Below are 12,977 nucleotides of genomic sequence, written 5' to 3' on the forward strand. Positions count from 1 at the left end.
TGAACAAAAGAAATCCCAAAATCTTTCTTTAACGCCAAAAAGGGGAAGGTGAGAAGAGGAAAGGGACTATGAGCGTCTAAACCCTCTTCTTAGAAGCACATTGATCCATCGGCCCCTAACACAGAATGCGGCCCGTTGGGGGAAATGATTGGCCTGGAATCAGGGGAACGATACCTATTGCCTAAGAAGTATTAATGCAACAAGACCGCGTTGGACCAAGTGCGATTGAATCATTAAAGAGCCATTGAAAGAGTCAAAACCAAATCCACTAAGTGCCTTCATCCACCCCCACTAGTGAAAGCATGACCTTAAGAGTTCCTGGATCGAATGAAGCTAAAAATTTGAATATCATAATTATTTCAGCACTTTAATCATCATTTCATAAGGGCCATGAGATAAATTTACATTTTTCTCATTACACTGTCTAATCTTTGTCAAACTTTAAGTGGATACAGGGAAGGCGGTTTCATAAAATGAAGATGGAAATGAAAAAAAGCCATGAAAATATTCTTATGAAAGTCTTAAGGCAGTTAAGCAAACTTTTAAAGCATCTCAAAACGACGGGAGACGAGGCATGGGAAAATTGGCCAAACAGCCTGGACTGTATGTCACGCAGGGCGTCTTGGGCCTTATCACATTGGGAATTCTCATCGCCTTCACGCCCGGCATTCAACGATCAAGCATCGATGGCAACATGGAACCACGATTTACTGAAGTCAGAATCGTCAAGCTTCAGGTGACCAAAAGACCCGCACAGGGGGTGAAAATTTATTATGTCCCTCGCCATGAAACTAGCACTTTCATTTACTGATCGTGATTGGCTCCCAGATCTTCTGATCCGCTGTAGCATCCGGCATCTGGTGCGCCAACGGTTATCCGAGATTTCGTATGAAAACGGGGCAGAGTTGGCATCCCTCAAAACGGCGTTTATTTCGAAGATGTCCCGTTCCGACATTGCAATAGATCCTGACAAAGCCAACGCACAACATTATGAGGTTCCACCGGACTTTTTTCGTCTGGTGCTGGGACCTCATCTGAAGTACAGCAGTGGATTCTGGCATCCTGGGGGGACGTCTCTCGCTGAAGCAGAAGAGTCTGGCCTCCTGGAGACCAGTGCGCATGCTGATCTTCATGACGGGCAATCCATTCTTGATCTGGGCTGTGGGTGGGGATCTCTGTCTCTCTGGATGGCGTCCCGCTATCCGCACAGTCATATTACGGCAGTCTCGAATTCCCATACACAAAAAGCCTATATCGACGCTCAGGCACAACAACGCGGATTGCACAATATCCACGTGCTCACATGCGACATGAATGGATTAAACCTCGAACAGGCCCAATTCGATCGCGTGGTGTCGGTGGAAATGTTTGAGCACATGCGGAATTGGTCTCATCTTTTTGATCGGATTCACGACTGGCTCAAGCCTGACGGGCGTTTCTTCATGCACATCTTCGTGCATCGAGCCGTCCCGTACACCTTCGAAGTGCGGGACGAGAGTGACTGGATGAGCCGCTATTTTTTCACCGGAGGCATGATGCCCAGTGATGATCTACCTTTGGACATTCAGAATCCGTTCAGACTCGTGAATCGCTGGAGATGGGACGGCACACATTACAAACGAACGGCTAACGCCTGGCTGGGGAACATGGACTTTCACCGGGAATCCTTGTGGCCTCTATTCATCGAGACCTACGGGAAACAGAATGCGGGCCTTTGGTGGGTCCGCTGGCGGATATTTTTTATGGCCTGCGCCGAATTATTCGGCCATCGTGAGGGCCAGGAATGGTGGGTCAGCCATTATCTTTTTGAGAAAGCCGACCTCACCTGAAGGAAAAATTCATGGCCAGGACTCTCTGCAACCTTTTACTGTTTCAGATCGGCTGGTTCGCCTGCGTTCTCAGCGGAGCCGGCCAACGCCCGTGGATCGGGGCACTCATGGCCCTAACCATTGTGGCCATTCACCTGTCCAGTGCGCCCGCGGCAGAAGCGGAATTCAAACTGGTTATGATCGCCCTGGTGATTGGGGCCGTGTGGGACAGCATGCTCGTGTGGCTCGATTGGCTGCACTACTCCTCCGGCATCCTCATCCCACACACCGCCCCATACTGGATCGTACTCATGTGGGGACTCTTCGCAACCCTGTTGAACGTCTCACTTCGTTGGTTGAGGGGGCGCTGGTTCCTAGCCGCACTTGCCGGAAGCGTGGGAGGACCATTGGCCTATTACGGAGGTTACCGGTTGGGAGCCCTCGAGTTTGGTAACCAAAACGCCGCGTTGACCGCCTTGGCCATTGGCTGGGCCGTCATCACACCAATCCTGATGGGACTATCCACCCGCTTTGACGGCTTTGCACCAAGGCTCAAGGAAAGCACCATATGACCTTCTCAATCTACCTTTACGGCCTGGTCGGAACACTCATCCTGGCGATACTCACCTGGCTGGTCAGCCTCGTGAAGCGGGACGTCAGCATCGTAGATAGCATGTGGGCCGTCATGATTTTCGCGTCTGCCTTTATCTATTCAAGCAGCATGGAGCCCTACTGGAATCGTTCCTCCCTGGTGCTCACCCTCGTCCTTCTTTGGGCCCTCCGACTGACGGTGTATATCACCTGGAGAAACTGGGGCGAATCCGAGGATGCCCGGTATCAAGCAATTCGTCGCAAGTATGAGCCGAACTTTGCGCTGAAAAGCCTCGGAATCATTTTTGTGTTTCAAGCCGTGTTGGCCTGGATCATCTCCATGCCGTTGTGGATCGCCTTAACTGTGCCGTTTGAATACAGCATCTTCGATACTCTGGCCGTGACACTCTGGATGATCGGGATGTTCTTTGAATCGGTGGGCGATTGGCAGCTGGCTCGTTTTAAGATGAATCCCGCGAATCGGGGCAAGGTGATGAATCAAGGATTGTGGCGTTATACACGCCATCCTAATTATTTCGGCGAATGCCTGATCTGGTGGGGATTTTTCCTCTTTGTGATCCCGCCCGGCGCTTGGTGGTCGATTCTCTCACCTATCCTGTTAACTTTTTTATTGCTGAAATTTTCCGGTGTGACGATGCTCGAAGAAACCATTGTGGATCGACGACCAGCCTATCGTGAATACATTGCAAGCACCAACGCCTTCATTCCAGGGCCTCCGAAGCACATAAAAACGTCTTCCCGTCCCGAGGAGCGCATCTCATGAAGGGCATTTCGCGCATGATAAAGAGCGCACCGGTTTGGTTGACGGGTCTCGCCTTTTTCCTTTTCTCAATGGGGTGGGCCGGCTCCGCTCATTCTTCCACCAAGGCCTATGATTTCACGGTTTTTCTGGATGGTGATGAAATCGGCTTCCAACGCTTTGTCGTGTCAACGGAAGGGACGCGCACGCAAATCGAAGTGGAGGCCCGGTTCGATGTGACCTACCTGTTCATCACATTCTACAGTTACCGGCACACCAATGCTGAAGTATGGAAAGGGGAGTGCCTTCAGGAGATTCACGCAAAAACAGATGACAATGGCGAAATTTTTTTTGTGCAGGGAACCCGAGAGGATGGGCATCTGCAATTGCAAACCCATCATGGGGAACAAATTATCGAGGGATGCGTCAAAACCTTTGCCTACTGGAATCCGGCCTGGCTTCAAAGCCATCGTCTGCTCAATTCACAGACGGGCGAATTGCAGCCGGTAGAGGTCCGGACTCTGGAAAATGAAGCACTCCCAATTCGCGGAACCCTCACGTCTACCAGACACCAGAGAATCACGAGTGACAAGTTCACCATTGATCTCTGGTACACCATGAACGACGAGTGGGTCGGGCTACAATCGACGACACAAGACGGCAAAACGCTCCGGTATGTCCTCCGGTAGGGAAATAAAAAAATGAACACCTCATCATTCATTGCCTTGGGACTGCTCGGAAGTCTGTTAGGGTGCAGTAGTCCGCCTCCCATTCAGATCGCCAGTCAGGTCAATCTCGAGCGCTTCATGGGGGACTGGTACGTGATTGCGAACATTCCGACGTTCATCGAGACCGAGGCTTTCAACGCCGTGGAGTCGTATCGGCTCAATGACGATGGAACCATCGCCACCACCTTTACCTTCCGCAAAGGCGGATTCGAGGGTGAAAAGAAAATGTATCGCCCGACCGGATTTGTTGTGGATCAGGAATCCAATGCCGTGTGGGACATGCAATTTCTCTGGCCGTTCAAGGCCGACTACCGAATCGTGTATGTCAATTCGGATTACAGCCAAACCATCATCGGCCGCCTCAAACGGGACTATGTCTGGATCATGGCCCGAACTCCCCGACTGCCGGAGGAGGATTATCAACATCTGCTCAAGATTATTGCTGATCAAGGGTATGATCTCTCAAAAATTCAACGGGTCCCGCAACGGTGGGAAGTTGGACGGAATTGATAACCATGAAGAGGAAAACGAAAGCATGACCGTGAACTACCACATGGCTGAAACCAGTCGGCTGTTTCAACGGCCCGGTCCGGGACCTGATGTTCAACCGGTTCCGACAGGATCCTCCGGCTCCAGGAGAATCCCTCCTGTGCCGGACCGAAAAATCCGGAGAGGCCCGCGATGAACATCGCCATCATCGGAACCGGTATCGCGGGAAATGTGGCGGCCTATCATCTCAGCCGTGACCACCGGATCACGGTTTTTGAAGCCAATGATTACGTGGGAGGGCATACCCACACTCACGAGGTCGAGTGGGAGGACCAACGGTATCGGCTTGATAGCGGGTTTATGGTCTTTAATCACCACACCTATCCCTGCTTCACCCGGTTGCTCAAGGAACTGGATGTTCCAGCTCAAGCCTCCTCGATGGGCTTCAGCGTTAAATGCGATCGTTCAGGCCTGGAATATAACGGGACGACTTTGAACACCCTGTTCGCTCAACGGCGGAACCTGCTCCGGCCATCTTTTTACAAAATGATCAGGGACATTCTTCGTTTCAATCGCGAGGCCCCGCAGTGCCTTGCAACCCCGGATATGGACACCACGTTAGGAAGCTATGTGAAACAGGCCGGTTACGGCAGAGAATTTCTTGATTGGTATTTGATACCCATGGGAGCGGCCATCTGGTCGGCAGATCCTGCACAGATGTGGGCAATGCCCGCGCAATTCTTTATCCGGTTCTTTCATAACCACGGAATGCTGAACATCAATGATCGTCCCACGTGGTATGTCATTCGTGGAGGCTCCCAGGCCTACGTCAACAAACTGACCGCTACCTTTCGCGATCGTATCCGCACCAATGCCCCGGTCGAGAGCATCAAACGAAACCGGAACGATGTTACCGTGACAGGGTTGCATGACTCCCCCGAGCGATTCGACGCCGTGTTCATTGCGACGCACGGAGATCAGGCCCTTCGATTATTGAGCGATGCCACGGCACTGGAAGAAGAGGTGTTAGGGCCGATGACCACACAGAACAATGAGGCTGTCCTGCACACCGATGCCGCAATGCTTCCCACACGTCGACAAGCCTGGGCTGCCTGGAACTACCATATTCCGGTTCACACCCAAAATCGGGTTGCGGTGACATACAATCTGAATATTTTACAGGGTTTTCGCGCACCCGTTCAATTTTGTGTCACCCTGAATAACAGCCGGGACATCTCCCCCGGCAAAATTCTGAAGCGCATGACCTATGCTCACCCGATTTTTTCCACCCCCAGTGTCCGCGCGCAACAGCGGCAGGCGGAGATCAACGGCCGGAACCGGACCTATTTTTGCGGGGCATACTGGAGATACGGCTTCCACGAGGACGGAGTCGTGAGTGCCCTGAACGCGTTGGAACATTTCAAAAGGACCACGCATCATGCAAAGTTGCCTCTACCACGGACGAGTACGGCATCGACGGTTTGAACCGAAAGCCCATTCGTTCGATTACCCGGTGTTCTATGCGTACCTTGATCTCGATGAGCTCGACAAGGTCTTCGAGGACCGTTGGCTCTGGTCAACGAAAGGCCCTGCACCGGTCAGATTTCGACGAAGGGACTATCTGGGAGATCCGGGAATCCCTCTGCAGACAGCTGTCCGGGACCACATCCGGCAGGAAACAGGACACACCCCGGATGGACCTATCCGCTTACTCACGCATTTGCGACATTTCGGGTTTTCGTTCAACCCTGTCAGCTTTTATTACTGCTTCGATGCCCGGTCTCGACGTCTTGAGACGATCGTCGCGGAGATCACCAACACCCCATGGGACGAACGGCATGCCTATGTCCTTCCAAGGCATTCGAGTCTGACACAGACCGAACATTTACGTTTCCGGTTTGGAAAGGCGTTTCATGTTTCGCCATTTATGCCCATGGACATTCAATATGATTGGACATTCGGAACTCCCGACACACGCCTTTCGGTGCATATGAAAAACTTTCAGCACAACCGGAGCATCTTTGACGCGACACTGATATTGGAACGTGAACCGATCAACGGAATGAGCTGCGCCCGCGAATTGGCCGGCTATCCCCTCATGCCCATAAAGGTGCTGAGCGCGATTTATTGGCAGGCCTTTAAACTTTTTCTTAAACGCGTGCCGATTTTTACTCACCCCTCAAAAATTGTTCAAAACCCACAAGGAGAAGCTAGATCGGCAGACCGCCTATGACGTCAAAATCCCTATCAATCCCGTCGACCATTTCGGCGGGCACCGCTCCCCAGCCCAGATTTCTTGAGGCCATCGCCAGGCGCGCTCTCCTCAGTCGGCTTAGCCGCATAACCAACGGGGAGATTACCCTTCATGATGGAGGCACCCAACAACGGTTCGGCCGGGTTACGCCGCAATGCCCTCTGAGAGTCACGGTCACGGTCACCAATCCCCGATTCTACACAGATACGGCGTTTGGTGGATCCATCGGGGCCGGAGAGGCCTTTATGGCAGGCCATTGGCAGATCGATGATCTTCCGAACCTGATACGCATTTTCTTATGTAATCGGGAACTTCTGGACGGAATGGATGGAAAATGGGCCTGGTTAACCATGCCCATCCAAAAATTATTACACCGGTTGAACCGGAACACGGCCAAAGGGAGCCGACGGAACATTTCAGCCCACTATGATGTCGGCAATGAGTTCTTTGCCCTATTTCTTGATGAAAGCCTGATGTATTCCAGTGCCATATTCCCGGATTCGTCCATGACGCTTCATGATGCTCAGACGGCGCGCCTGGACCACATTTGTCGCAAGCTGGAACTGAAATCCACAGACCATCTTCTTGAGATCGGAACCGGGTGGGGCGGGTTTGCTCTTCATGCGGCTACCCGTTATGGCTGTCAGGTAACGACCACCACCATATCACAACAACAATACGATCTGGCCTGTGAGCGGGTGGCTGCAGCCGGCTTGAATGATCGCATCACCGTGCTGTGCACGGATTATCGGGACCTCACAGGAAAATACGACAAACTGGTTTCGTTAGAAATGATCGAAGCGGTGGGATACCAATATTTCGATGCCTATTTTGGCGCATGCAGCCGGCTTTTGAAATCGGAAGGGATGATGTTGTTGCAGGCCATCACGATCGCCGATCAGCGATACGAGGCCGCCAAACGATCGGTGGATTTCATCCAACGGTACATTTTTCCGGGAAGCTGTATTCCCTCCATCACCGCCATGAGCGGGTCTATCGCACGAGCCAGTGATCTGCGACTCTTTCATCTGGAGGATATCGGGCCTCATTATGTCACGACGTTGAAAACCTGGCGAGACAATCTGTATCGGAACCGGAATAAAATCCTCAGACTGGGCTACACTGAGGAATTTTTCCGTATGTGGGAATTCTATTTTTCATATTGTGAGGGGGGATTTACGGAACGCGTCATCAGTGACGTTCAGATGCTGCTGACCAAACCGGGCAACAGGCGGGCTCCGATTCCCTGCCTCGCAGGGGCCTGAACGAGCCACAAGGCTTGAGTGAGGACAAGGTACACCGACATCGGAAGAATAGCTTCCTTCGGTCCCGAAAAAGAGCTATGACACCAAATCAACCGAGCAATCCAATCCCGGATGACACTCAAAAAACCCGTCGTCTCATTGACAGACAAGTGGTCCCCATCTCTGACATCCGGACCTACTTGAAGACACTGAAGCCGGTCTATCACCCCTGACGACGCCCACATTCCAGGGTACAATGAATTGAGAAGGTTGAACGGTGCACCTGGCTTCTCCAAGCAACGGCTATTTTGGTACGACTGACAGATCAAGACCGGTGGGAAATATGGTCAAAGCTCCTTTTTCAAAAAGAGATCGAAACATTATGAACAACCCAAGCATAACCCGGAAGGATCGATATTCACATGAGTGATCTAATCGCCGCCAGGTCCCTAATGGCCATGTCGCTGGGGTTTCACATTATTTTTGCGGTTGTGGGCATGGCCATGCCTCTTCTGATGGTTGTGGCCGAATGGCGTTGGCTGAAAACGGAGAAAGCCGTCTACCTGATCATTGCCAAACGCTGGGCCAAAGGCACGGCCATTTTTTTTGCCATTGGAGCCGTAACAGGCACCGTGTTGTCGTTCCAATTGGGACTACTCTGGCCCCGGTTTATGGAATGGGCCGGTCCCATCATTGGACCGGCCTTCGCCATCGAAGGGTTTGCGTTTTTTACGGAAGCCATATTTCTCGGGATCTATCTCTATGGATGGCAAAAGGTGAGTCCGGGTGCACACCTCGCGGCAGGAGGCGTGGTGGCGCTGAGTGGAATCATGTCCGGGGTCGTCGTCGTCATGGCAAACGGGTGGATGAATACCCCAAGAGGATTTATGATGCATGGCGAAATTCCGGCCAACATCGATCCCGTTGCCGCCCTCTTCAATCCCTCGGGTTTATTGCAGGCCCCGCACATGATCCTTGCCGCGTTTGCGGCTACTGGTTTTGCGGTGGCCGGCATTCATGCGTTTCTGCTTCTCCGCCAACCCGGCAATGCGTTTCATCAATCGGCTCTACAAATTGCCTTGGTCATCGGTGGAATCAGCGCCATTCTTCAACCGCTCAGCGGAGATTTCCTCGCCAAACGGGTGGCAGAATTCCAACCCCTAAAATTGGCGGCCTTTGAGGCCCAGGTCGAGACGCAACAGGGCGCGCCGTTTCGAATCGGCGGAGTTTGGGATTCAGAAAGAGAAATGTTTGACTATGTGCTGGAAATCCCTTATGCCTTGAGTTTACTCGTCACATCGGATCCCAACGGTCAGGTGATAGGTCTCAAGGATTTCCCCAAGGAAAACTGGCCCCCTATTGGAATTACCCGAACGGCGTTTCAACTCATGGTGTTCATCGGATTTTTAATGATGGGCCTGGCTCTCTGGGGCCTCTGGCTTATGTACAAGAAGAACTCTTTCTATCAATGCCGGCGATTCCTCCAAGCGATGGTGTTGGCAACCCCATTAGGCTTTTTGGCGATCGAAGCCGGTTGGGTAGCAACGGAAGTGGGCCGGCAACCCTGGGTCATTGTGGGCTATCTGAAAACCGCAGACGCCGTCACACCCATGCCGGGATTGATCATTCCCCTGATGATTTTTGGCGCTTTGTATATTTTCCTGGCCTGTATCGTGATCTGGTTGATGTGGCGCCATGTCGCAGCCACTCCCGATCAGTTTGAGATGACTTCCCCGCGGGAGGAGGTGCAACCGGTCTAATGGAACTGGAAATCGCTCTTGCCAATGTCTTACTGATCGCCCTGACGTTTTACGCCTTGCTCGGCGGGGCAGACTTTGGAGCCGGGGTATGGCACCTCCTGGCCAGAGGTCCCACCAGGCGGGCGCAACATCAGTTGATCGGGGAAGCCATCGGACCGATCTGGGAAGCCAATCATGTATGGTTGATTCTGATCGTGACGATCGTCTTCACGGCTTTCCCAGAGGCGTATGTGCATATTTCCACCACACTGCATATTCCTCTGACTATCCTGGTCATCGGCATCGTCCTTCGCGGATCAGCGTTTGCCTTTCGTCACTATGATATTAAAGATGATGACATTCACCTCAGGTGGGATCAACTGTTTGCCATTTCCAGTTTCATCAGCCCTTTCCTTCTGGGCATGATCATTGGCGCCATTACCACCGGCCACTTTCCCGTCAACCCTGCAAGCTTTTTTGATGGGTTCATCGCTCCCTGGCTGCAACCTTTTCCGTTAGGCATGGGATTGTTGACCCTCTTGCTGTTTTCTTATCTGGCAGCCACGTACCTTCTTGTGGAAACCCGTGATCCCACACTGCAGAAGATTTTCCGGAAACGGGCGATTACTGCAGTCCTCCTGGCGGGCATACTGGAAGAAGCCGTGTTGTACCTGGGAAGGTCCGGGGCGCCGCGACTCTGGGGAGAGTTGACGACCAGCCTCTGGGGAGTGTTCATTCAACTCGGCGTCGGCAGTTTGACGATTGCAGCTATCCTATTGCTCCTCACGCAGCGCTACTGGTGGGCACGGACCTTTGCTATCCTGCAAGTCACCCTGACGATTTGGACATGGGGCATCGCACAATTCCCCTATTTGATCCCCCCCAACCTGACGGTCTTCAATACTGCCGCTCCCGAGGTCACCCTGCATTTTATCGCAGGGGCGTTATTGGTTGGCACACTGTTGCTGTTCCCTTCACTGTTTTATCTGTTTCGAATTTTTAAAGGGAACACCTTGTTCCGGCATAAGGGGCACCATGGATAAGAAGGCCTCTACGGGACACTGCCAAACATCCCCAGATGTGCACCCCAAGGTCATGCCCCATTCCGGGGGAACCAAACCCTATCCCTTGACCGTGTACTTTGATGGCGACTGTCCAATTTGTCGTCGTGAGATCGATCTCATGAAAATATTCAACCGGAAGAAACATCTGGAATTCATCGATTTTGCGGCTTCCTCCTACCATCCGGCAGAACACAGATTGAGCCCCTGTGATTTGGGCCAGGTCATTCATGCCCGGTGGGCAGATGGAACGCTCATTACCGGAGTGGAGGTGTTCAGGGAAATGTGGGAAGCCATCGGATTGCGCACGCTCGCACGATTGGCCCGGCGGCCCACGATCAACAAACTTCTGGTTCGGGCGTATGACTGGTTTGCCAGAAACCGGTTACGCCTGACCGGCCGCGGCTGACCGACTTCCTCGAACGGATTGCAACGGTATTCATGTGGTTGGCTCATGCAGAGATCGCCTGAGCCCTGTTTCATTTCTGACTCCGGGATGGTCGGACCAAGCATGAATGTATTTTTCAGAATACTGAACTCCTTTGGAACGGGGGAAAACGGGAGGAGCTGGATTCTCGTTTTAGAGGACCAACTTTCCGATGACATTGGCCCCTTGAGCCGGGAAGATCCTCAGGGCCTTGGTGCTGTGTTCATCGAGTCGCATTGGAAACTAAAAAGAAGGCCCTACCACAAACAAAAAATCGCCTTTCATCTTCTCAACCTGCGTCATTTCGCACTCGAACAGGCGAAGCGGGGTGTGGCCGTTCGCTACCAAACGACCCCCGAACCCTTGCGAGAAACGTTAAAACCCCTCATTCGGGAATTAGGCTCTTTGCGGGTCATGGAACCCGCGGAACTGGAAGTCAGGCAGGATCTTGATCCGCTCGTCAAAAGGGGTTTGGTCACCTTTATTCCTCATGAAGGTTGGTTAACCTCCAGACATGACTTTGAGGAGGGCGCGGGGAAAGAGCCTCCCTGGCGCATGGATACCTTCTATCGGTTCGTTCGAAAACACACCGGCATCCTGATGGAAGGTCCCCGCCCGATGGGCGGAAAATATAGTTTCGATACCGAAAATCGTAATCCCTGGAAAGGAAACCCGTGCCCTACTCAGGAATTCCGCTTTCCGCCCCATCCGATCAAGACCGAGGTCGTCACACTAGTTGAATCCAAATTTGCCGACCACCCCGGCACGCTTCACCCGGAATTCCTCCCGGGAACAAAACAAGATGCCCTCCGGCAATGGCGCTGGGCCAAAACACATTGTCTCCCACATTTCGGTCCCTATGAAGATGCCATGGCGGAAAAAGAACAGACGCTCTTTCATACCCGTATGGCCGCTCTCCTCAACATTCATCGTTTGCTGCCCTGGCGGGTTATTAAAGACGTCGAAGCCATAAAGCTCCCCTTGGCTTCCAAGGAAGGTTTTATCCGGCAGGTTCTAGGCTGGCGTGAATTTGTCCGGCATGTTCATCAAGCAACGGATGGGTTCAGGAATCACTTCCCCAAAGCAGACGTTCCCGGTCATGCCGGATACAACAAATGGGTTAGGCCAAAATGGAAGGCTTCCAGGCATGTCCCCGATCTGGATGGAGGGGCAGCTCCTTCATTCTTGGGAGCCATGAACCCTCTGCCCGCCGCCTTTTGGGGAACAGCGAGCGGCCTCCATTGTCTCGATCAAGTGATCGGTCAGGTCTGGGAACATGGCTATTCCCACCACATTACCAGGCTCATGATCCTTGCGAATATTGCCACTCTGCTCGATGTGTCTCCTCGTGAACTGACCGATTGGTTCTGGATGGCCTACGTTGATGCTTTTGATTGGGTCGTGGAACCGAATGTGCTGGCCATGGGAACCTTTGGAACGGGTCCTTTCATGACCACCAAACCCTATATTTCGGGAGCAGCCTATATCCATCGTATGAGTGATTTCTGCACCGGATGCGCCTTCAACCCCAAAACGAATTGCCCCATTACCAATTTATATTGGGCCTTTCTTGAGCGCCACAAAAAGCAATTGCAATCAAATCCCCGCCTCATGCTGCCACTTCGAAACTTGCAGAAACGAGGACCGGCCACCATTCGTAAAGATCGTCAAATCTTCACCATGGTGCGGCGTGAACTTGAAAAATCCACAAGCCTAACTCCTGCGCATCTGCTCCTTTTCGAATGAATTTCACCATGCTCACATTATCCCGCTTTCTCGAAAAACCCTGACTGCCCCGCTCCCGATCCTCCCTGGTGTGTTCCTCAACAGCCTGGAAAAACTTCTTTGGACAGGCTCGCACACTTTCATTGAAATC

At 52.4% G+C, this 12,977-nt stretch carries 13 protein-coding genes; all 13 read left to right on the forward strand.

Annotation, left to right across the window (positions count from 1 at the left end; all coding sequences use genetic code 11):
* The first annotated feature begins 574 nt into the window (after nucleotides 1–574).
* The 13 genes from PQG83_RS10725 (at nucleotide 575) to PQG83_RS10785 (ending at nucleotide 12,847) form a co-directional block, all read left to right on the forward strand.
* Nucleotides 575–811 (forward strand): hypothetical protein, encoded by a 237-nt coding sequence (locus tag PQG83_RS10725; RefSeq protein ID WP_312740728.1) that lies wholly within the window; start codon nucleotides 575–577, stop codon nucleotides 809–811.
* A complete protein-coding gene (locus tag PQG83_RS10730) occupies nucleotides 786–1,829 on the forward strand; it encodes an SAM-dependent methyltransferase (protein ID WP_312740730.1) in 1,044 nt (347 codons plus the stop codon). The genes PQG83_RS10725 and PQG83_RS10730 overlap by 26 nt, the downstream gene beginning before the upstream one ends.
* Before the next feature lie 11 nt (nucleotides 1,830–1,840).
* A complete protein-coding gene (locus tag PQG83_RS10735; protein ID WP_312740732.1) occupies nucleotides 1,841–2,380 on the forward strand; it encodes a DUF2878 domain-containing protein in 540 nt (179 codons plus the stop codon).
* On the forward strand, nucleotides 2,377–3,183 hold the full coding sequence (locus PQG83_RS10740; RefSeq protein WP_312740734.1) for a DUF1295 domain-containing protein: 807 nt from the start codon (nucleotides 2,377–2,379) through the stop codon (nucleotides 3,181–3,183). Before PQG83_RS10735 ends, PQG83_RS10740 begins: the two co-directional genes overlap by 4 nt.
* Nucleotides 3,180–3,848: a DUF6134 family protein gene (locus tag PQG83_RS10745; RefSeq protein ID WP_312740735.1), complete on the forward strand. Its 669-nt coding sequence runs from the start codon at nucleotides 3,180–3,182 to the stop codon at nucleotides 3,846–3,848. Before PQG83_RS10740 ends, PQG83_RS10745 begins: the two co-directional genes overlap by 4 nt.
* A gap of 12 nt (nucleotides 3,849–3,860) precedes the next feature.
* Nucleotides 3,861–4,397 carry a lipocalin family protein gene (locus tag PQG83_RS10750; protein ID WP_312740737.1) on the forward strand — a complete coding sequence of 179 codons (537 nt, stop codon included), beginning with the start codon at nucleotides 3,861–3,863 and terminating at the stop codon, nucleotides 4,395–4,397.
* Nucleotides 4,398–4,568: 171 nt separating this feature from the next.
* Nucleotides 4,569–5,861, forward strand: a complete 1,293-nt coding sequence (locus PQG83_RS10755) for an NAD(P)/FAD-dependent oxidoreductase (protein WP_312740739.1) — start codon at nucleotides 4,569–4,571, stop codon at nucleotides 5,859–5,861.
* Nucleotides 5,812–6,609 carry a DUF1365 domain-containing protein gene (locus PQG83_RS10760; protein WP_376753593.1) on the forward strand — a complete coding sequence of 266 codons (798 nt, stop codon included), beginning with the start codon at nucleotides 5,812–5,814 and terminating at the stop codon, nucleotides 6,607–6,609. Before PQG83_RS10755 ends, PQG83_RS10760 begins: the two co-directional genes overlap by 50 nt.
* The gene (locus PQG83_RS10765) at nucleotides 6,606–7,895 is read left to right on the forward strand and encodes a class I SAM-dependent methyltransferase (RefSeq protein ID WP_312740743.1); all 1,290 of its coding nucleotides are present in this window, start codon (nucleotides 6,606–6,608) and stop codon (nucleotides 7,893–7,895) included. Before PQG83_RS10760 ends, PQG83_RS10765 begins: the two co-directional genes overlap by 4 nt.
* Nucleotides 7,896–8,296: 401 nt before the next feature.
* Complete coding sequence (locus PQG83_RS10770) at nucleotides 8,297–9,634, forward strand: cytochrome ubiquinol oxidase subunit I (RefSeq protein WP_312740745.1); 1,338 nt, start codon at nucleotides 8,297–8,299, stop codon at nucleotides 9,632–9,634.
* On the forward strand, nucleotides 9,634–10,656 hold the full coding sequence (locus PQG83_RS10775) for a cytochrome d ubiquinol oxidase subunit II (protein ID WP_312740747.1): 1,023 nt from the start codon (nucleotides 9,634–9,636) through the stop codon (nucleotides 10,654–10,656). The genes PQG83_RS10770 and PQG83_RS10775 overlap by 1 nt, the downstream gene beginning before the upstream one ends.
* Nucleotides 10,649–11,083 (forward strand): thiol-disulfide oxidoreductase DCC family protein, encoded by a 435-nt coding sequence (locus PQG83_RS10780; RefSeq protein ID WP_312740749.1) that lies wholly within the window; start codon nucleotides 10,649–10,651, stop codon nucleotides 11,081–11,083. Before PQG83_RS10775 ends, PQG83_RS10780 begins: the two co-directional genes overlap by 8 nt.
* 102 nt (nucleotides 11,084–11,185) lie before the next feature.
* On the forward strand, nucleotides 11,186–12,847 hold the full coding sequence (locus tag PQG83_RS10785; protein WP_312740751.1) for a cryptochrome/photolyase family protein: 1,662 nt from the start codon (nucleotides 11,186–11,188) through the stop codon (nucleotides 12,845–12,847).
* Nucleotides 12,848–12,977: the final 130 nt, after the last annotated feature.

Origin of the sequence: Candidatus Nitrospira neomarina, assembly GCF_032051675.1 — a bacterium.
GTDB classification, from domain to species: domain Bacteria; phylum Nitrospirota; class Nitrospiria; order Nitrospirales; family UBA8639; genus Nitrospira_E; species Nitrospira_E neomarina.

What these genes read in the sequence shown, in the direction of transcription:
- PQG83_RS10775 (WP_312740747.1), top strand. Translation starts at nt 9,634, where the DNA reads ATGGAACTGGAAATCGCTCTTGCCAATGTCTTACTGATCGCCCTGACG.
- PQG83_RS10740 (WP_312740734.1), top strand. Translation starts at nt 2,377, where the DNA reads ATGACCTTCTCAATCTACCTTTACGGCCTGGTCGGAACACTCATCCTG.
- PQG83_RS10725 (WP_312740728.1), top strand. Translation starts at nt 575, where the DNA reads ATGGGAAAATTGGCCAAACAGCCTGGACTGTATGTCACGCAGGGCGTC.
- PQG83_RS10785 (WP_312740751.1), top strand. Translation starts at nt 11,186, where the DNA reads ATGAATGTATTTTTCAGAATACTGAACTCCTTTGGAACGGGGGAAAAC.
- PQG83_RS10745 (WP_312740735.1), top strand. Translation starts at nt 3,180, where the DNA reads ATGAAGGGCATTTCGCGCATGATAAAGAGCGCACCGGTTTGGTTGACG.
- PQG83_RS10755 (WP_312740739.1), top strand. Translation starts at nt 4,569, where the DNA reads ATGAACATCGCCATCATCGGAACCGGTATCGCGGGAAATGTGGCGGCC.
- PQG83_RS10730 (WP_312740730.1), top strand. Translation starts at nt 786, where the DNA reads ATGAAACTAGCACTTTCATTTACTGATCGTGATTGGCTCCCAGATCTT.
- PQG83_RS10735 (WP_312740732.1), top strand. Translation starts at nt 1,841, where the DNA reads ATGGCCAGGACTCTCTGCAACCTTTTACTGTTTCAGATCGGCTGGTTC.
- PQG83_RS10780 (WP_312740749.1), top strand. Translation starts at nt 10,649, where the DNA reads ATGGATAAGAAGGCCTCTACGGGACACTGCCAAACATCCCCAGATGTG.
- PQG83_RS10765 (WP_312740743.1), top strand. Translation starts at nt 6,606, where the DNA reads ATGACGTCAAAATCCCTATCAATCCCGTCGACCATTTCGGCGGGCACC.
- PQG83_RS10750 (WP_312740737.1), top strand. Translation starts at nt 3,861, where the DNA reads ATGAACACCTCATCATTCATTGCCTTGGGACTGCTCGGAAGTCTGTTA.
- PQG83_RS10770 (WP_312740745.1), top strand. Translation starts at nt 8,297, where the DNA reads ATGAGTGATCTAATCGCCGCCAGGTCCCTAATGGCCATGTCGCTGGGG.